Origin of the sequence: Microbacterium sp. CnD16-F (assembly GCF_024124465.1) — a bacterium.
GTDB classification, from domain to species: domain Bacteria; phylum Actinomycetota; class Actinomycetes; order Actinomycetales; family Microbacteriaceae; genus Microbacterium; species Microbacterium gawkjiense.
Genome location: NZ_JAMXSA010000036.1, coordinates 1 through 16,917 on the forward strand (window position 1 = coordinate 1; position 16,917 = coordinate 16,917).

Genomic DNA, 16,917 nt, shown 5'->3' on the forward strand with positions numbered 1-16,917 from the left:
GACGCGCCCCCCGCCGCCGCCGCGCGCACCGTCCTCGTCGGGGCGCGCGCGCTGGACGACGGCGAGGCCGACGTGCTCGACTCCTCGCCGGTCACGATGCTCGCCGCCGACGCCCTCGCAGACCCCGCGGCCCTCGCGGACGCCGTCGCTGCGACCGGCGCCGACGCGGTGTACGTCCACGTCGACCTCGACGTCCTCGACCCGGCCACGATCACGGGCGTGCTCGAACCGGTGCCGTTCGGCGCCCAGCCCGCCCAGGTCGTCGCCGCGATCGGACGACTGCGAGAGCGGATGCCGCTGGTCGGCGCCTCCGTCGCGGGTTTCGCCCCGGCGAGCCGGGACGCCGCGGTCGAGGACCTCGGCACGATCCTCCGCCTGCTGGGAGCCCTCGCGTGAGTCCGCTCCCTCCACCCGGATGGGAGCAGCGCGCGGAGCGTGCCCTCGACCGCGGGCGACGGTGGGACCGGTGGATCCCCGGCATCCTGCTCGACTCCCCCCTCAGCCGCCTCGGGTACCTGGCCGGCACCGCCTTCGGGTTCGTGTGGGGGTCGCTCTGGTCGACGGGGCGGGTCGAACGCCGCGGCGGACTCTGGGTGTTCCGCGGCATGCCCGACGCGACGTTCGGACGCGGTGGCGTCTGCGTCGGCGGCTGCTTCCTCACGGGCACCGGCCCCATCGACGACCGGCTGCTCGCCCACGAAGCGGTGCACCGGGAGCAGTGGCGGCGCTACGGCATGCTCATGCCGCTGCTGTACCTGTTCGCCGGCCGCGATCCCCTCACCAACCGGTTCGAGATCGAGGCGGGGCTGGAGGACGGGCGGTACGTGCCGCGCCGCTGAGGGGCGTCACGCGATGAGGATGCGGCGGAGCTCGGCGATCTCGTCGTCGTGCAGTCCGTACGCCCGCAGGTAGTCGACCGGACCGCCGTAGCGCAGCCGCAGGTCCTCGAAGACGGCGCGCATCGCCTCTGCCGGCGAGCGCGTCGCGAGGTCCTCGAGGTGCCGCGCGTGCGGGTAGCGGGCGCGGAGGAAGCGCAGGACGGCGTCGTTGCGGGCCTCCGGCAGCAGGTGCTCGGTGCGCGCGTAGTCGGCGACGACGGCGTCCTCGTCGACCCCCGCGGCGGCGAGGACGAGGGCGACCGACAGCCCGGTGCGGTCCTTGCCGACCGTGCAGTGGACGAGCACCGGTTGCGCCGCCAGCACGGCGCGCACCACCTCGACCAGCCGGGACGCCGAACCGTCGACGAGCGCCCGGTACAGGTCGTCGAGCGAGAGGTCGTCGTCGAAGAACGAGGCGGCCGACCCGGCGAACATCGGCAGGCACACGGTCTCGACGCCGAGACCGTCGATGCGGGACGGTTCGTCGCGTCGCTCCTGCTCGTCGCGGAGGTCGACGATGCGACGGATGCCGAACGCCGCGAGCCGCTCGCGGCCCTCCGAGGTCAGCCGCGCCAGGTGCCCCGATCGGAACAGGACGCCGTCCCTCGTGCGGCCGCCGTCCGCGGGCAGCCCGCCGACGTCGCGGACGTTGAAGACGCCGGGGACGTCGTGGACCGTCACGGTGTCGGCGTCGCCGGGCGCTCGGGCACCGGGTAGCGCCCCGCGATCGCGATGCGGTTGAAGGCGTTGATCGAGACGAGCAGCCAGCTGAGCGCGACGTACTCCTCCTCGGAGAGGATGCCGCCGACCCGGTCGTAGACGTCGTCGGGGACGCCCTCCTCGTGGATGAAGACGTAGGCCTCCGTGAGCTCGAGCGCCGCGCGCTCCCGCTCGGTGAAGACGCCCGATTCACGCCAGACGGCGATCTGCGCGACGACGTCCATCGTGAGCCCCGCCTTGGCGGCACGATCGGCGTGCACGCGCACGCAGTAGGCGCATCCGTTCAGCTGCGAGGAATGGATGAGGGCGATCTCCCGCAGGCGGGCGTCGATCCCCGCCTCGGCGGCGAGGTCGCCGACCGTCTTGGCGAACGCCTCGAGGGCGTCGTAGGCCGGCCGGGCCGCGCGGGCCAGGTGCACGCGGTGGGGATCGCTCATGCCGTCCACCGTAGCCGCGTCCCCGCCACCCGGGATCGGCGACAATGAGGAACGTGAGCGACAACGCGTTCGACGAGTTCTCCTATCTCCCCGCGCAGGGCGACGCCCTCGGGGTCCCCGTCCCGCCGGTGCGCCGCCTGACGCACCGGCTGCCGGACGGACGGACGGTGAGCGCCCTGCGGTTCGGTGACCCGGGCCTCGCGCCCGAGGTCACGTTCCTCCATGGCGCCGGACTCAACGCCCACACGTGGGACACGACGGTCCTCGCCGCCGGTCTCCCGGCGCTCGTGCTGGACCTGCCGGGGCACGGCGACTCGTCGTGGCGCAGCGACGCGGAGTACACCGGTGACACCCTCGCCGCCGACATCGCGCCCGCCGTCACCGCCTGGACCGGCGGCCGCCCGCAGACCGTCGTCGGGCACTCGCTCGGCGGGCTCACCGCCGCGGCCCTCGCGGCGCGGCATCCCGAGCTCGTCGCGGCCCTCGTCCTCGTCGACATCTCCCCCGGCATCGACCCGAACGGCGCCGCCGCCTCGATCCGCGCCTTCTTCGCCGGTCCCACCGACTGGGCCAGCCGCGACGAGCTCGTCGACCGCGCGCTCTCGTTCGGTCTCGGCGGCTCGCGCGAGGCGGCCACGCGAGGGGTGTCGCTGAACTCCCGCATCCGCCCCGACGGCCGCGTCGAGTGGAAGCACCACTACGCGCACCTCGCGAATCGGCTCGCGGCGGACCCGGGGGCCGCCGCAGCGGTCGACGCCGCGCAGCGGGCGGATGCCGGTGTCCTCTCCGCCGCGGGATGGGACCACCTCGCCGCAGTCACCGCCCCCGTCACCCTCGTGACCGGCACGCGGGGCTTCCTCACCGAGTCGGACCGGCGCGAGTTCCGGGAGCGGATGCCGGCCGCACGCCATCTCGAGCTGGAGTCGGGGCACAACGTGCAGGAGGAGCGCCCCGTCGAGCTCGCCGCGGCCGTGCGCGCGGCACATGACGGCCGGTGACCGAACTGCGCGCGCGGGACTCTAGGCTGTAACGCGCACCCGAGCACTCCGATGGCGCGGCCGCAGTGACGACCCCCATCGTGCCGAAAGGATCCCCCACACACATGCTTCGCCGCACCGCCCTGGCCGCCGCCGCGCTCGTCGCTGCCGGCGCCCTGCTCCTGTCCGGCTGCACCGGCTCCCAGCCCGGTCCGTCCGCCTCGGCAGGCACCCCCGACCCCGACGCATCCGTCAACGTGCGTCTCGTGCTCGAGCCGGGCAACCTCGACATCCGCGAGACGGCGGGTTCGGCCCTCGACCAGATCCTGATCGACAACGTCTACCAGGGCCTCGTCGCCCGCACCCCCGACCAGGAGATCGTCCCGGCGCTCGCGAGCGACTACGAGGTCTCCGACGACAAGCTGACCTACACCTTCACGGTGCGCGAAGGCGTCACCTTCCACGACGGTCAGCCGCTCACCCCCCAGGACGTCGTGTGGTCGCTGACGCAGGTGCGCGACACCTCGACCTTCCGCGACTCCGCGCGGCTCGCGAACGTCGCGGACATCGCCGCCGACGGGCAGACCGTGACCCTCACGCTGAAGGCGCCCGACTCGACGCTCCTGTGGAGCCTCACCGGTCGCGCCGGGCTCGTCCTGAAGGAGGGCGACAAGATCGACCGCAAGACCGCGGCGAACGGCACCGGCCCCTTCCGTCTCACCGAATGGCGCGAGGGCGACAGCATCGTCTTCGAGCGCTTCGCCGACTACTGGGGCACCCCGGCCGCCGCGGCCGAGGTCGTCTTCTCCTACGTGGGCGACAACCAGGCCGCCCTCAGCGGCGCGCTGGCCGGTGAGTTCGACGTGCTCACCGGATTCGACGCGAACCTGAAGGACCAGATCGAGGCGAACGGCGACTTCTCTCTCGAGATCGGCGAGTCCACGGACAAGGGCACGCTCGCGTTCAACCAGACCTCCGGTCCGCTCGCCGACGACCGCGTGCGCCAGGCGATCCGCCAGGCGATCGACAACGCGTCGATCGTCGAGGCGCTCGGCGCCGGCACGACGATGTACGGCCCGATCCCGTCGCTCGACCCGGGCTACGAGGACCTCGCCGACGTCGCCCCGTTCGACCCGGAGGCCGCGCGCGCCCTGCTCGCCGAGGCGGGCGCCGAGGACCTCACCCTCACGCTCACGATCCCCTCGGCGTACGGCACCACGGTCCCGCAGATCCTCGTCTCCAACCTGCGCGACGTGGGGATCACCCTCCAGGTGAACCCCGTCGAGTTCCCGGCGTGGATCAATGACGTGTACGTCAACAAGGACTACGAGCTGAGCTTCGTGCTGCACACCGAGGCGCGCGACTTCGAGAACTGGGCGAACCCCGACTACTACTTCACCTACGCCAACCCCGAGGTGCAGGAGCTGTACGCGCAGTCGGTCGCCGCAACGGACGACGCCGCCGCCGCCGACCTGCTCGCGCAGGCCGCGCGCATCGTGTCCGAGGACGACGCCGCCGACTGGCTCTACAACGGTGCGTCCGTCGTGGCGGTCGGCTCGAACGTGAGCGGGATGCCGACCGTCAACGTCAACGAGCGACTCAACGTCGCAGAACTGGCCAAGAGCGAGGGGTGATCCGTTACGCGCTGACGCGACTGGCCCTGCTGGTGCTGGGCCTGTTCGTCGCCAGTGCGCTGATCTTCACGACCCTGCGCATCCTCCCCGGTGACGTCGCGCAGCTCATCGCGGGCGTCAACTCCACCCCCGAGCAGATCGCAGGGATCCGCGAGCGCCTGGGACTCGACCGGCCCCTGCCCGTGCAGTACGGCGACTGGATCGCGGGCATCCTCACGGGCGACCTGGGACGTTCGCAGCTGACCGGCACGCCGGTGGCCTCGGAGCTGCTGCAGAAGGCGGAGGTCACGGTGCCCCTCGGCATCCTCTCCTTCGTCATCGCCCTCATCGTCGCGGTCCCGTTCGGCGTGCACGCCGCGGTCCGGCGCCGCCGACCTGACGGCGTCCTCGTCTCGGTCGGCGCGCAGGCCCTCGCCGCCGTCCCGGTCGTGTGGGCGGGGATGATGCTCGTCGTCGTCTTCGCCGTGTCGCTCGGCTGGCTGCCCGCCCAGGGGTTCCCGCGCGCCGGATGGTCCGACCCCGGCGCGGCCGTCCGCGCCCTGCTCCTGCCGGCCCTCACGATCGGCGTCGTCGAGGGCGCGGTCCTGCTCCGGTTCGTGCGCTCGGCGACCCTGCAGGCGATGGGGCAGGACTTCGTGCGGACGGCAGCCGCGAAGGGACTCACCCGCACGCAGGCGCTCCTGCGGCACGGCCTGCCGAGCGTCGGCCTGTCGGTCGTCACCGTCTTGGGCGTCCAGGTCGCCGGCATCATGGTCGGCGCCGTCGTGATCGAGCAGCTCTTCAGCCTCCCCGGCATCGGCCGCATGCTCGTGGAGGACACCGGCAACCGGGACCTCGTGAAGGTGCAAGGCGAGCTGCTCGTGCTGACCGGGCTCGTCCTCGTCATCGGTTTCGCGGTCGACCTCGTCCACCGCCTCCTCGATCCGCGTCAGCGGGAGGCCGAGTGATGCGGCGGTTCACGTGGGCGCAGCGGCTCTGGGGGTCGGGCACGGGACGGTTCGGCGTCGTCGTCGTTCTCGTCATCCTCGTCGTCGCCGCCGTCTCGCTGGTCTGGACGCCGTTCGATCCGCAACGCGTCGACGTCGCGAACCGGTGGTCCGGACCGGATGCCGCGCATCTGCTCGGCACCGACGGTTCGGGCCGGGACATCCTCAGCCTGCTCATGGCCGGCGCGCGCACGACCGTCCTCGTCGCCGTCGGCGCCGGGGTCATCGCGACCGTCATCGGACTCCTGCTCGCGGCTCTCGGAGCGCTCACCCCGCGGCCCGTCCGCGAGACCGTCACGGTGCTCGTCGACGTCCTCATCGCCTTCCCCGTGCTGCTCATCGCGATGATGATCTCGGCGGTGTGGGGCGGCTCCCTTCTCGTGGTCGTCGTCTCGGTCGGCATCGGGTTCGGGGTCAACATCGCCCGGGTGACCCGGCCCGAGCTCCGCCGCGTGCTGCACAGCGACTTCGTGCTCGCCGGACGCGCCTCGGGCTTGACCCCCTGGCAGAACCTGTGGCGCCACCTGCTGCCGAACGTCGCGCCGGTGTTCATCGTGCAGCTGTCCTGGGGCATGGCCGTCGCCGTCCTCGCCGAGGCGGGACTGTCCTACCTCGGATTCGGCGCCCCCGTGACGGAGCCGTCGTGGGGGCTGCTGCTGGCCGACCTGCAGCGGTTCATCAGTGTCCACCCGCTCTCGGTGGTGTGGCCGGGGCTCGCGATCACCCTGACGGTGCTCGGTTTCAACCTCCTCGGCGACGCCCTGCGCGACGCCACCGACCCCACGCTGTCGCGCCGTGTCGGCCCGGTCGGCGCGGAACCGCCCGCGGCGGTGACGGCATGACGCTCTCGGTGGCGGGACTCACGATCGACGTCGGCGGTCGCCGCGTCGTCGACGGCATCGACCTCGAGGTGGGCGACGGCGACCGCGTCGGCCTCATCGGCGAGTCGGGGTCGGGCAAGTCCCTCACGGCGCTCGCGATCCTCGGGCTCCTCCCCGACGGCGCGGAGGTCGGCGGCAGCATCCGCTGGGACGGGCGGGAGCTCGTCGGGATGCGGGACCGCGACCTCGCGCAGCTGCGCGGGGACGAGATCGGCATGGTGTTCCAGGAGCCCCAGACGGCGCTCAACCCGATCCGCACGGTGGGGCGACAGATCGCCGAGTCGATCCGCATCCACCATCGCGACGTCTCCCGCGCCGACGCGTGGGCGCGGGCGGTCGAGGAGGCGCGCCGGGTGCGCCTGCCCGATCCGGAGTCGATCGTCCGCCGCTACCCGCACCAGCTCTCGGGCGGGCAGCGTCAGCGCGTCGCGATCGCCATGGCCCTCGCCTGCCGGCCGCGTCTGCTCATCGCCGACGAGCCCACGACGGCGCTCGACGTGACGATCCAAGCCGAGATCCTCGACCTGCTGCACCAGCTCGTCGACGAGGACGGGATGTCGCTCGTGTTCATCACGCACGACCTCGCGGTGCTCTCGCAGATCGCGACGGACGCCGTCGTCCTCGACACCGGACGCGTCGTCGAGCAGGGACCGCTGCGCACGCTGCTGCGCTCCCCCGCCTCCCCCGTCACGCAGGCCCTGCTGCGGGACGCGACGGCGACCCTGTGGCGACCGAGGGGGGACGCGTGAGCGAACTGATCCGTGCGCGCGGACTCACGCGGCGGTACCGGATGCCGCGGGCCGGCGCCTTCGCACCGACACGGTGGACGACGGCCCTCGACGACGTGGACGTCGACGTCCGCGCCCACAGCGCCCTCGGCATCATCGGCGAGTCCGGCTCGGGCAAGTCCACGCTCGTGCGCCTGCTGCTCGGCCTCGACACGGCGACCGCCGGCACCGTCGAGTTCGACGGGCGTCCCGTCGACGGCAGCGCACCCGCTCGCTCCCTGCACTGGCTGCGACGGCGGACCGGCATCGTCTTCCAGGACCCGTACGGGTCGCTCGACCCGCGGATGAGCGTCGGACGCATCGTCGGCGAGCCGCTGTCGGCGCTCGAGATCCCGGGCGACCACCGCGCGCGCGTGCGGGAGGTGCTGGACGACGTCGGCCTGCCCGCCGACACCGCGGAGCGGTTCCCCCACGAGTTCTCGGGCGGTCAGCGGCAGCGCATCGCCCTCGCCCGCGCCCTCGTGCACCGTCCCGACGTCCTCGTCGGCGACGAGCCGCTGTCGGCGCTCGACGTGACCGTCCGGGCGCAGATCCTCGACCTCATCCGGGGCCTGCGGCAGCGGGACGGCCTGACCCTGGTGATGGTCTCGCACGACATCGGCGTGGTGCAGAACCTCTGCGACGACGTCGTCGTCATGACCGAGGGCCGTGTCGTCGAGGAGGGCCCGACGGAGAAGGTCCTGCTCGATCCGCAGGTCGCCTACACCCGTCGCCTGCTCGCGTCGATCCCCGTCATCGACCCGCGCGAGCGCTGACCGACGGCCCGGGTGTCGGCGCCGGGCACTAGCGTGGCGGCATGCACGCCATCGTCCCGCCGTACCTGCTCGCCCGTCTCGCGGCCGCTCCGGCCGAACGATTCCCGCACGCCGTCGCCGCCGCACGCGCGACCCTCGCCGTCCCGCGGGCGTACGCGCCGATGCGCGCGCACCTCGACCTGTCGGTCGACGGCGACGCCCTCGTCGTCTCGGCGGCGCCCGACGCCGACCGGCTGATCTCCGACGCGCAGAACCGCGAGGAGCTGCCAGGCACCCCCGCCCGCGCCGAGGGCGCCGCCCCCACCGGCGACGCGGCGGTCGACGAGGCGTACGACGGGCTCGGCGCGACCTTCACCTTCTTCTGGGACGCCTTCGAGCGGGTCGGTCTCGACGGCCGCAGCGGCGCTCTCGCCGCCACCGTGCACTACGGCCGGGCGTACGACAACGCGTTCTGGGACGGCGAGCGCATGGTGTTCGGCGACGGCGACGGCGAGGTGTTCGCCGGGTTCACCCGTTCGCTCAGCGTCATCGCGCACGAGCTGGGGCACGGCGTCATCGAGAGCGCCGGCGGCCTCGACTACTCGGGGCAGTCCGGCGCGCTCAACGAATCGATCGCCGACGTCTTCGGCGCGCTCACCGACCAGCACCACCGCGGCCAGACGGCGGATGCCGCGACCTGGCTCGTCGGCGCCGAGATCTTCACCGACGCCGTCACCGGATCGGCGCTGCGCTCGCTGGCCGCGCCGGGCACCGCCTACGACGACGACGTGCTCGGCACGGACCCGCAGCCTTCGCACATGCGCGACTTCGTCGAGACCTCGGGCGACAACGGCGGCGTGCACATCAACTCCGGCATCCCGAACAAGGCCTTCCACCTCGTCGCCACGGCGCTCGGCGGCTACGCCTGGGAGCGCGCGGGACGCATCTGGTACCTCACCCTCACCGCGGGTTCCCTCAGCCCCGCCGCCACCTTCGCGCAGTTCGCGACGGCGACCGCGGACACGGCGGCGCGGGAGTACGGTGAGGACTCGGAGGAGGCCGTCGCCGTCCGCACCGCGTGGGCGAGCGTCGGAGTCGTGGAGGATGCCCGAACCCGCTGACCCGATGACGATCGTCGTGGTGCGCACCGGCGGCTTCGCGGGGCTGCGCCGGGCGTGGCGCGTCGAGGTCGCTCCCGAGGAGGCGGACGGGTGGATGCCGCTCATCGACGCGTGCCCGTGGGAGGAGCCACCGGCATCCGCTCCCGGCGCCGACCGGTTCTCGTGGGAGGTCGCCGTGGCCGGAGGCTCGTGCGACCGCCGTGCGTCGCTCGGCGACGGCGACGCCGCCGGGCCCTGGCGCGACCTGATCGACCGGGTGCAGGCCGACGGCGAGGCGGTGCCGGCGCCTTGACTCAGCGCGCGCGGATGCGCGAGAGGATCGATTCCTTCTTCTTCGGGTTCAGGTGCTTCTGCAGGTAGATCGTGCCGAGCGATCGCCCGAACTTGTACCCGACGCGGCCCATCCGGCCCACCTCGACGAAACCGAGCCGCTCGTGCAGAGCGAGCGAGCCCTCGGCCCCCTTGTCGCTGATGACGGCGACCATCTCGCGGATGCCCTTCTCCTCACACGCGGCGATGAGGGCCTGCAGGAGCGCCGTGCCGAGCCCCTTGCCGGTGGCCGCCTGACCCAGGTAGATCGAGTTCTCGACCGTGTAGCGGAAGCCGCTCTTGCCCGTCCAGGGCGAGACGAGGCCGTACCCGAGGATCTGCCCGGTCGGCGAGACGGCGACGAGGAACGGCAGCCCGAGCTTCGTCAGGTGGTCGAACTTCTCCACCCACTGCGCGTGCGTCCAGCGCTTCTCGTCGAAGGTCACGACCGAGTTGGTGACGTAGTAGTTGTAGATCTCACGAACGTCCGGCATGTCGGTGCGCACGGCGGGGCGCAGCTCGAAGGAGAACTCGCGCTCGGGCTCGGGCCGGCGGCGGAGGTGACGGGGCAGGCGACGACGATCGCGCTCGTACTCGTCCTCCAGCATGCCGCCAGCATACGGCTCACCGGCGGCCCGTCCCGTCAGTCGGGCAGTCGCCAGTCAACGGGGGCCGCCCCCTGCGCCTCGAGCAGCGCGTTCACCCGGGAGAACGGCCGCGACCCGAAGAAGCCGCGCCGCGCCGAGAGCGGAGACGGATGCGCCGACTCGACCCGCGGGATCTCGCCCAGCATGGGGATGAGGCCTGCGGCATCCCTCCCCCACAGCACCGCGACGAGCGGACCGGACCGCGCGACGAGGGTGCGGATCGCGTGCTCGGTGACGCGTTCCCACCCCCAGCCGCGGTGAGAGCCCGCCTCCCCGGGCGCGACGGTGAGGACGCGGTTGAGGAGCAGGACGCCCTGCTCGGTCCACGCCGACAGGTCGCCGTGCGACGCCGGCGGGATGCCGAGATCGGCCGAGAGCTCGGCGTAGATGTTGGCGAGGCTGCGCGGCAGCGGGCGCACGTGGCGCTCGACGGCGAACGAGAGGCCGACCGGGTGCCCCGGGGTGGGGTACGGGTCCTGACCGACGATGAGCACCCGCACCCGCGACAGCGGCTGCGCGAAGGCGCGCAGGACGTGGCGCCCCTCGGGCAGGTAGCCGCGCTCGTCGGCGCGCAGGCGGTCGCCGAGGGCCGCGATGTCGGATGCCACGGGCCCGAGCGCCTGCGCCCATTCCGGGTCGAGCAGACCGTCGGCGGCCAGATCGTCGAGCGAGCGGGCGGTCATGCGCCGGCGGGGAGCCCCTGGTCCTCCTGGACCACGGTTCCCCGAAACGACCAGGGGAAGTCGATCCAGAGGTCGGTCTCGCGCCACGAGTAGTCGGGCATCGCGATCGACCCGGGCTTCGTGTAGATGCACACCGAGCGGACGTCGGCGCCGGCCTCCCGCAGCATCTTCACGGCGAGCGCGAGAGTGCGGCCGCTGTCGGCGACGTCGTCGACGAGGAGCACGCGCTTGCCTGGCAGGGCGCCGAGGTCGAGGTCGGGCGGCAGGAGCGCGGGGGCGTCGAGCACCGTGCCGATGCCGGTGTAGAACTCGACGTTCAACGCGCCGCAGCTCTTCACCCCCAGGCCGTACGCGATCGCTCCGGCGGGCAGCAGTCCCCCGCGGGCGATGGCGACGACGATGTCGGGAGCGAACCCGTCGGCGATGATGGATCGCGCGAGGTCGCGGGTCGCCCCGCCGAAATCGTCCCAGGTCAACGTCTCGCGTTCGCCGGCCACCGCCATCCCTTCGTCCATGAGGTCTCAGACTACGACCTGCGGGGCGGGCGCCTTCGCGGTCGCGGGCCCCTCCGGCGCTAGGCTCGCGCTCGTGACCGGCTCCGCGCGCTCCTCGGCCCTGCATTCCTCCGCGCTGCGTTCCTCGGCCGCGGGGATCACCGCCGGGCTCATCGGGTGGTTCATCCTCGTCGAGATCGTCAGCGGCATCCTGCAGGGGTTCTACGTGCCCCTGTTCAGCGACATCGTGATCCAGCTCGGGATCCGCGACGCCGACGTCAACTGGTTCGAGGCGGGGCAGCTGCTGCTCAGCGCCCTCGTCGTGCCGATCCTCGCGAAGCTCGGCGACATGTTCGGCCACAAGCGCATCCTGCTCGTCGCGGCGATCCTCACCGCGCTCGCCTCGTGGGGTCTCGTCTTCGCCGACTCGTTCTGGACCTTCCTGCTGTTCTGGTCGCTGCAGGGCTTCTACGTCGTGTGGCTCCCGCTCGAGATCGCGCTGATCTTCGAACGGGGGCGGCAGCAGAATCGCGGCGTCTCGATGACCCGGCGCGCCGCGGGTCTGCTGGTCGTCGGGCTCGAGGCCGGCGCCATCATGGGCGCGCTCGCGGCGGGTCGCATCTATGCGGCGACAGGCGACCTGGGCCTCACCCTCATGGTGCCCGCCGTCGCGGTCTCGCTCATCGCGGTCGTCATCTGGCTCTTCGTCCCCGAGTCGACGCCGAGCGGCGAACGGCGCCTCGACACGTGGGGCGTCGTCCTGCTCGCATGGGGTCTGCTGCTGGTCACCGGCGCACTGGCGTGGATGCGGCTCATCGGCGAGCTCGCACTCGGCCCGGTCGCGTGGGCGGGGGTCGTGGGGCTGTTCGTCGTCGGGGTCGGCGTGCTGGTCTGGTTCGTCCGTCACGAGCGGGGCCACGCCTCCCCGGTGATCGACGTACGGGTCCTCGCCCGACCCGACATGTGGCCGGTGCAGGCGACCGCCTTCCTCATCGGCATCAGCCTGCTCGGTGCGCAGGGCCCGCTGTCCACCTACGCCGGGACGGACTCCTCGCTCGGCTACGGACTCGGATTGGATGCGACCGAGCGCTCGTACGTGATCGGGCTGTACCTCGTGTCGCTGATCGTCGGCGCAGTGCTGTTCGCCGTCACCTCGCGACGGGTCAGCCCGCGCCTCGCGCTCATCGCCGCCGCCGCCCTGGTGGGCGTCGGGTACGCGCTCTTCCTCCCGTTCCACCTGGAGGTGTGGCAGGTGCTGCTGAACCTGTCGATCGCGGGCATCGGCTGCGGTGCGCTCGTCGGCGCCCTGCCCGCGGCCGCGGCGGCGGCAGCCCCGCTCGGCAAGACCGGCGAGGCGTCCGGCATGACCAACACGACGAAGACGATCGGCGGCGCGTTCTCGTCCGCCGTGTTCGGCGTGGTCCTCGCCGCCGGTGCCGGCAGCGTCGTCGGTCAGACGGCGAGCTCGCTCGGCGGCTACCTCACGGTGTGGGCGATCTGCGCGGCCGGCGGATTCCTCGCTGCCGTGCTGCTGGTGTTCGTGCCGAAGGTGGCGTTCGCCGACGCCCCGCCCGCGGGCTGAGCGCGGTCAGTCCTTGTCGCTGCGGGGGCGGAGGCGCCCCCGCGCCAGCAGGTGCTGCGCCGACTGGGCGACCGGTCGCATCGTGACGAGGTCGAGGTTCACGTGTCCCGGCGCCTCGAGCGCGTACCCGATGACGTCGGCGACGTCGGTCGCAGTCAGCGGCTCGTCGACGCCGTCGTAGACCTTCTCGGCCGCGGCCCGGTCGCCGCCGAGGCGGTTGAGTGAGAACTCCTCGGTCTGCACCATCCCGGGGGCGATCTCGACGACGCGGATCGGCTCGCCGTTCAGCTCGAGCCGCAGCGCGTGCACGAGCATCGACTCGCCCGCCTTCGCCGCGTTGTACCCCGCACCGCCCGGGTAGGCGGTCTGGGCCGCGGTCGAGGTGACGTAGACCGTGTCGGCGTGCCCGTCGGCCTCGGCGGCACGCCGCAGGAGCGGCAGGAGCGCGGCCGTCAGCAGCTGCGCCGACAGCACGTTGGCCTCGAACATCCAGCGCCAGTCGGCGGCGTCGCCGTCCTCGACGCGCTGCGTCCCGCGGGCGCCGCCCGCGACGTGGACGAGCGCGTGCAGCGGACCGGTGTCGGCGAGGTGCGCGGCGAGCGCCGCAACGTCCGCCTCGCTCGTGAGGTCGGCGGCGTACGAGCGCGAACCGATCTCGGCGTCGAGGGCCTCCAGGCGCGCCGCGCGCCGGGCCACTCCGACGACGTCCCAGCCCCTCGCGCGGAGGTCGCGCACGACCGCCTCACCGATCCCCGAGCTCGCGCCGGTCACCACTGCACGTCGATTCGCCATGGGGTCCACGCTAGCCACTCGCGACCCGCCCGCGGCACGCCGTCACGTTACGCCGCGTGTCCGTTCCGTTGTCCTCGCCGGATGCGGCTCGTAACGTCGGTGTCGAGCCCGCGGCATCCCGTCCGCAGGCCCTCACATCCATCGTCCACTCACGCAGGGAGCCCGTCATGTCCGCACCCGAGAACTGGCGCTTCGAGACCAAGCAGATCCACACCGGCGCCGCTCCGGACCCGGTCACCAAGGCCCGCGCCACGCCGATCTACCAGACGACCTCGTACGTCTTCGACAACGCCGACCACGCCGCGAACCTGTTCGCCCTGGCGGAGTTCGGCAACATCTACACCCGCATCCAGAACCCGACGCAGGACGTCCTCGAGCAGCGTCTCGCGGGCCTCGAGGGCGGCACCGGTGCCCTCCTCGTCTCGTCCGGCCAGGCGGCCTCGACCTTCGCCATCCTCAACATCGCACAGGCCGGCGACCACATCGTCTCGTCGAGCTCGATCTACGGCGGCACGTACAACCTCTTCAAGTACACGCTCGCCAAGCTCGGCATCGAGACGACGTTCGTCGAGAACCAGGACGACGCCGAAGAATGGCGTCGCGCGGTCCGCCCGAACACGAAGCTCTTCTTCGCCGAGACGATCGGCAACCCGCAGATCAACGTGCTCGACATCCGCACCGTCGCCGACGTCGCCCACGAGGCGGGCGTCCCGCTCATCGTCGACAACACGATCGCGACCCCGTACCTGATCCGCCCGTTCGAGCACGGCGCCGACATCGTCGTCCACTCGGTGACCAAGTTCCTCGGCGGCCACGGCACGACCATCGGCGGCGTCATCGTCGACGGCGGCTCGTTCCCGTGGTCCCAGCACGCCGACCGCTTCCCCGGTCTCACGACCCCCGACGAGTCCTACCACGGCGCCGTTTACACCGATGCGGTGGGCGACGGTCTGGCCTACATCATCAAGGCCCGGGTGCAGCTGCTGCGCGACCTCGGCTCGGCCATCTCGCCGCAGAGCGCGTGGAACCTCATCCAGGGTGTCGAGACGCTGTCGCTGCGCATCGAGCGCCACGTGCAGAACGCGCAGGAGATCGCGGAGTGGCTCGAGAACCACCCCGACGTCGCCTCGGTGAACTACTCGGGTCTGCCCACCTCGCCCTGGTACGCCGCGGCGAACCGCTACGCCCCCAAGGGCGTCGGCGCGGTGCTGTCGTTCGAGCTCAAGGGCGGCGTGGCCGCAGGTCGCGAGTTCGTCAACGCGCTGAGCCTGTTCAGCCACCTGGCGAACATCGGCGACGTGCGCTCGCTCGTCATCCACCCGGCATCCACGACGCACTCGCAGCTGACCCCGGAGCAGCAGCTCACCTCGGGCGTCACTCCGGGCCTCGTCCGCCTCTCGGTCGGCCTCGAGAACATCGACGACCTGAAGGCCGACCTCGACCAGGCCCTCGCCGCCGCGCGCCGCCTCTCGGAGGCCGCGCGCGCCTGACCTCCCCTCCTCAGGAGACCGACACCCCGCCCGGGTCACCGCGGCGGGGTGTCGCGCGTCCGGCCCGATACGCTCGAGGGAAGACGATGAAACGCTACGGACCTCTTCACGCTGTGCCTGACGGGCTCGCGATCGGCGATCCCGGTCGGCGTCACCTCGTCCTCGGCGTGGACACCATCAGTCACCGAGATGGACCCGCCGTGACGCAGCAGGTCGACTGGACCGAGATCCGGGGTGCCACCCTGGACCTGAGGACCACACGGTTCCCGTTCCCCGGCGCGTTCTCGGGCCTGTGGAGTTCCGTCCTGGTCATGATCACGCAGACCGACCCGGACCTCGACCTGGCGCCCGGCACCGCCGTGCTCACGACGGACCACGGGTCACTGCGCCTGGATCTGGACCGGCACCACCCCGGCGGTTACTGGCATCCCATCGTGTCGAGGACCCAGCTGCTCATGGACCGTCTGGTCGAGGATGCCGCGTCCCGCCCGCTGCTGCGTCAGTCGAACGCTGTGCTGGACTCGATCGTCTCCTCGGTCCGCCGCGCGCGGGTCGCCTAGCGATCCGCGCGACGGAGCAGTGCTCGCCGCTTGCGGTGGAGCCGCCACCAGCTGAACGAGCTCCGCGCCTGGATACGGCCGAGCTCCACCAGACTCGGGAGCCCTCGAGAGGCCAACTCGCGCGAGATCGCATCGGAGTCGTCCGTGCCCCCGTGCGCCTCGATGACGGCATGCGCCTGCGTAACGCGTTCGCTGGACAGCGGGTGCGCCGCGATCTGAGAATCGACCTTCGCGATCCTCCGTGCCAGCTCCTCAGGTTGCACGGCGATCACTTGCCCAGTGCGCAGGCGAGCGCGGCCGCGCCGAGGCCACCCCAGATCGTGCCGGTGGCGAAGGCCTGCGTGATCTGCGGCCCTTTGAGCCCGAGGCCCAGGAGGCACGTGAACACCCACGGAGCGATCCAGATCGGATCCGCCACCACCGGGTATGCGACCCCCGCCGCGCGGTGATCGACGACCTGGATGAGCGTGGAGCCCTCGATCTCGTAGTGCGTCGCGACAGGGTCGCCGTCCGCGTCGAGTGCCCAGGCATCCGCGACCACGGCGAGGACAGTGCCGTCAGCGGCGACGACCGCGGCGCCGTCCTCGGTCGATCGCAACGACTCGCCGACGCCGAGGTCGACGTCGTACTCGAGATGCTCCGGCGCGTCGGCGGAAGTGATCGTCGTCAGCATCTGCACACCCGCGTCACCGACGATCACAGAATTGGTCAGGGACTCACCCGGGTAGGTCACCGCCCCACCCTGGAGGAGGACGGCATCGCCCGCCGCGTCCGCCTCGGGGAGATCGATCGTCAAGGGCGACCGCCCGGGAGAGTGTATAGACACCCCGTCCGTCAACCGCGACGGGACACCGATGGTGCCCTGGCTGGTCTGCACCGTCCCGGTCCCGGCTCCATCGGATGCAGCAAGGAGCAGTGACTCATCCAGATTCGCCAGTGATTGCGCAGCGACGGCGATCGAGGCCGCGTCGACCTCGTCGTCCGCCGATGCGATGGAGGGGAATGCCACGATGGTCGACGCCAGGAGCGCTGTAACCATCGTGAGGGAGGCGGTGCGGCGCCAGGAACGTGTCATCAGGGTCTCTTCCGGTGGAGCGATCAGGTCACAGAATGGTGATCTCCCCGACGCTAACGACGGGTCCGAAGGTCCCGCGCCCGCCTTTCGGCGGAAACTTTCGAAGGTGTCCGTGCCCCCCGTAACACT

At 72.1% G+C, this 16,917-nt stretch carries 20 protein-coding genes; 13 read left to right on the forward strand and 7 right to left on the reverse strand.

Annotated elements, in window-relative coordinates; translation table 11 throughout:
• Both NH287_RS10290 and NH287_RS10295 read left to right on the forward strand, forming a co-directional pair.
• On the forward strand, positions 1 to 396 hold a 396-nt coding region (locus NH287_RS10290; RefSeq protein ID WP_253035533.1), incomplete at its 5' end, for an arginase family protein.
• On the forward strand, positions 393 to 839 hold the full coding sequence (locus tag NH287_RS10295) for a Fe-S oxidoreductase (protein WP_253035534.1): 447 nt from the start codon (positions 393 to 395) through the stop codon (positions 837 to 839). The genes NH287_RS10290 and NH287_RS10295, both read left to right, overlap by 4 nt.
• Before the next feature lie 6 nt (positions 840 to 845).
• On the opposite strand, the gene NH287_RS10300 is transcribed toward NH287_RS10295, so the two are convergent.
• A complete protein-coding gene (locus tag NH287_RS10300) occupies positions 846 to 1,559 on the reverse strand; it encodes a tyrosine-protein phosphatase (protein WP_253035535.1) in 714 nt (237 codons plus the stop codon).
• Entirely contained in the window at positions 1,556 to 2,035 is a 480-nt protein-coding gene (locus NH287_RS10305) for a carboxymuconolactone decarboxylase family protein (protein WP_253035536.1), read from the reverse strand. The genes NH287_RS10300 and NH287_RS10305 overlap by 4 nt, the downstream gene beginning before the upstream one ends.
• A 44-nt stretch (positions 2,036 to 2,079) precedes the next feature.
• Between NH287_RS10305 and NH287_RS10310 the strand changes: the two genes are divergently transcribed.
• From NH287_RS10310 to NH287_RS10345, 8 genes are all read left to right on the forward strand, one after another.
• Positions 2,080 to 3,033 carry an alpha/beta fold hydrolase gene (locus tag NH287_RS10310; RefSeq protein ID WP_253035537.1) on the forward strand — a complete coding sequence of 318 codons (954 nt, stop codon included), beginning with the start codon at positions 2,080 to 2,082 and terminating at the stop codon, positions 3,031 to 3,033.
• Between the two features lie 104 nt (positions 3,034 to 3,137).
• Positions 3,138 to 4,646, forward strand: a complete 1,509-nt coding sequence (locus NH287_RS10315) for an ABC transporter substrate-binding protein (RefSeq protein ID WP_253035538.1) — start codon at positions 3,138 to 3,140, stop codon at positions 4,644 to 4,646.
• The gene (locus tag NH287_RS10320; protein WP_253035539.1) at positions 4,643 to 5,593 is read left to right on the forward strand and encodes an ABC transporter permease; all 951 of its coding nucleotides are present in this window, start codon (positions 4,643 to 4,645) and stop codon (positions 5,591 to 5,593) included. The genes NH287_RS10315 and NH287_RS10320 overlap by 4 nt, the downstream gene beginning before the upstream one ends.
• Positions 5,593 to 6,474, forward strand: coding sequence for an ABC transporter permease (locus NH287_RS10325; protein WP_253035540.1), 882 nt, complete (start codon positions 5,593 to 5,595; stop codon positions 6,472 to 6,474). The genes NH287_RS10320 and NH287_RS10325 overlap by 1 nt, the downstream gene beginning before the upstream one ends.
• On the forward strand, positions 6,471 to 7,262 hold the full coding sequence (locus tag NH287_RS10330) for an ABC transporter ATP-binding protein (protein WP_253035541.1): 792 nt from the start codon (positions 6,471 to 6,473) through the stop codon (positions 7,260 to 7,262). The genes NH287_RS10325 and NH287_RS10330 overlap by 4 nt, the downstream gene beginning before the upstream one ends.
• A 41-nt stretch (positions 7,263 to 7,303) precedes the next feature.
• Positions 7,304 to 8,056, forward strand: a complete 753-nt coding sequence (locus NH287_RS10335; RefSeq protein WP_253035558.1) for an ABC transporter ATP-binding protein — start codon at positions 7,304 to 7,306, stop codon at positions 8,054 to 8,056.
• 41 nt (positions 8,057 to 8,097) lie between these two features.
• Positions 8,098 to 9,156 carry a M4 family metallopeptidase gene (locus NH287_RS10340; RefSeq protein WP_253035542.1) on the forward strand — a complete coding sequence of 353 codons (1,059 nt, stop codon included), beginning with the start codon at positions 8,098 to 8,100 and terminating at the stop codon, positions 9,154 to 9,156.
• On the forward strand, positions 9,140 to 9,448 hold the full coding sequence (locus tag NH287_RS10345) for a protealysin inhibitor emfourin (RefSeq protein WP_253035543.1): 309 nt from the start codon (positions 9,140 to 9,142) through the stop codon (positions 9,446 to 9,448). Before NH287_RS10340 ends, NH287_RS10345 begins: the two co-directional genes overlap by 17 nt.
• Position 9,449: 1 nt before the next feature.
• Here the strand turns inward: NH287_RS10345 and NH287_RS10350 are convergent, their stop codons facing one another.
• Genes NH287_RS10350 through NH287_RS10360 form a run of 3 tightly spaced genes read right to left on the reverse strand, consistent with a single transcriptional unit; the run spans position 9,450 to position 11,310 of the window.
• Positions 9,450 to 10,073, reverse strand: a complete 624-nt coding sequence (locus NH287_RS10350) for a GNAT family N-acetyltransferase (RefSeq protein ID WP_217531138.1) — start codon at positions 10,071 to 10,073, stop codon at positions 9,450 to 9,452.
• A 35-nt stretch (positions 10,074 to 10,108) separates the two neighbouring features.
• Positions 10,109 to 10,795 (reverse strand): uracil-DNA glycosylase, encoded by a 687-nt coding sequence (locus tag NH287_RS10355; protein ID WP_253035544.1) that lies wholly within the window; start codon positions 10,793 to 10,795, stop codon positions 10,109 to 10,111.
• Positions 10,792 to 11,310: a phosphoribosyltransferase gene (locus NH287_RS10360; RefSeq protein ID WP_253035545.1), complete on the reverse strand. Its 519-nt coding sequence runs from the start codon at positions 11,308 to 11,310 to the stop codon at positions 10,792 to 10,794. The genes NH287_RS10355 and NH287_RS10360 overlap by 4 nt, the downstream gene beginning before the upstream one ends.
• A gap of 115 nt (positions 11,311 to 11,425) precedes the next feature.
• On the opposite strand from NH287_RS10360, the gene NH287_RS10365 reads away from it, so the two are divergent.
• Complete coding sequence (locus NH287_RS10365) at positions 11,426 to 12,871, forward strand: MFS transporter (RefSeq protein WP_253035559.1); 1,446 nt, start codon at positions 11,426 to 11,428, stop codon at positions 12,869 to 12,871.
• A 6-nt stretch (positions 12,872 to 12,877) separates the two neighbouring features.
• On the opposite strand, the gene NH287_RS10370 is transcribed toward NH287_RS10365, so the two are convergent.
• Positions 12,878 to 13,663 (reverse strand): SDR family oxidoreductase, encoded by a 786-nt coding sequence (locus NH287_RS10370; protein ID WP_253035546.1) that lies wholly within the window; start codon positions 13,661 to 13,663, stop codon positions 12,878 to 12,880.
• A 167-nt stretch (positions 13,664 to 13,830) separates the two neighbouring features.
• On the opposite strand from NH287_RS10370, the gene NH287_RS10375 reads away from it, so the two are divergent.
• Both NH287_RS10375 and NH287_RS10380 read left to right on the forward strand, forming a co-directional pair.
• Complete coding sequence (locus NH287_RS10375; RefSeq protein WP_253035547.1) at positions 13,831 to 15,153, forward strand: bifunctional o-acetylhomoserine/o-acetylserine sulfhydrylase; 1,323 nt, start codon at positions 13,831 to 13,833, stop codon at positions 15,151 to 15,153.
• 200 nt (positions 15,154 to 15,353) lie between these two features.
• Positions 15,354 to 15,713, forward strand: coding sequence for a hypothetical protein (locus NH287_RS10380; protein ID WP_253035548.1), 360 nt, complete (start codon positions 15,354 to 15,356; stop codon positions 15,711 to 15,713).
• Positions 15,714 to 15,981: 268 nt separating this feature from the next.
• Here the strand turns inward: NH287_RS10380 and NH287_RS10385 are convergent, their stop codons facing one another.
• A complete protein-coding gene (locus tag NH287_RS10385) occupies positions 15,982 to 16,788 on the reverse strand; it encodes a hypothetical protein (protein ID WP_253035549.1) in 807 nt (268 codons plus the stop codon).
• Positions 16,789 to 16,917: the final 129 nt, after the last annotated feature.

Excerpts from the sequence above, each read along its gene's own strand:
- NH287_RS10340 (WP_253035542.1), top strand. The coding sequence starts at position 8,098 with ATGCACGCCATCGTCCCGCCGTACCTGCTCGCCCGTCTCGCGGCCGCT.
- NH287_RS10355 (WP_253035544.1), bottom strand. The coding sequence starts at position 10,795 with ATGACCGCCCGCTCGCTCGACGATCTGGCCGCCGACGGTCTGCTCGAC.
- NH287_RS10360 (WP_253035545.1), bottom strand. The coding sequence starts at position 11,310 with ATGGACGAAGGGATGGCGGTGGCCGGCGAACGCGAGACGTTGACCTGG.
- NH287_RS10305 (WP_253035536.1), bottom strand. The coding sequence starts at position 2,035 with ATGAGCGATCCCCACCGCGTGCACCTGGCCCGCGCGGCCCGGCCGGCC.
- NH287_RS10375 (WP_253035547.1), top strand. The coding sequence starts at position 13,831 with ATGTCCGCACCCGAGAACTGGCGCTTCGAGACCAAGCAGATCCACACC.
- NH287_RS10330 (WP_253035541.1), top strand. The coding sequence starts at position 6,471 with ATGACGCTCTCGGTGGCGGGACTCACGATCGACGTCGGCGGTCGCCGC.
- NH287_RS10335 (WP_253035558.1), top strand. The coding sequence starts at position 7,304 with ATGCCGCGGGCCGGCGCCTTCGCACCGACACGGTGGACGACGGCCCTC.
- NH287_RS10350 (WP_217531138.1), bottom strand. The coding sequence starts at position 10,073 with ATGCTGGAGGACGAGTACGAGCGCGATCGTCGTCGCCTGCCCCGTCAC.
- NH287_RS10315 (WP_253035538.1), top strand. The coding sequence starts at position 3,138 with ATGCTTCGCCGCACCGCCCTGGCCGCCGCCGCGCTCGTCGCTGCCGGC.
- NH287_RS10310 (WP_253035537.1), top strand. The coding sequence starts at position 2,080 with ATGAGGAACGTGAGCGACAACGCGTTCGACGAGTTCTCCTATCTCCCC.
- NH287_RS10370 (WP_253035546.1), bottom strand. The coding sequence starts at position 13,663 with ATGGCGAATCGACGTGCAGTGGTGACCGGCGCGAGCTCGGGGATCGGT.
- NH287_RS10345 (WP_253035543.1), top strand. The coding sequence starts at position 9,140 with ATGCCCGAACCCGCTGACCCGATGACGATCGTCGTGGTGCGCACCGGC.
- NH287_RS10325 (WP_253035540.1), top strand. The coding sequence starts at position 5,593 with ATGCGGCGGTTCACGTGGGCGCAGCGGCTCTGGGGGTCGGGCACGGGA.
- NH287_RS10385 (WP_253035549.1), bottom strand. The coding sequence starts at position 16,788 with ATGACACGTTCCTGGCGCCGCACCGCCTCCCTCACGATGGTTACAGCG.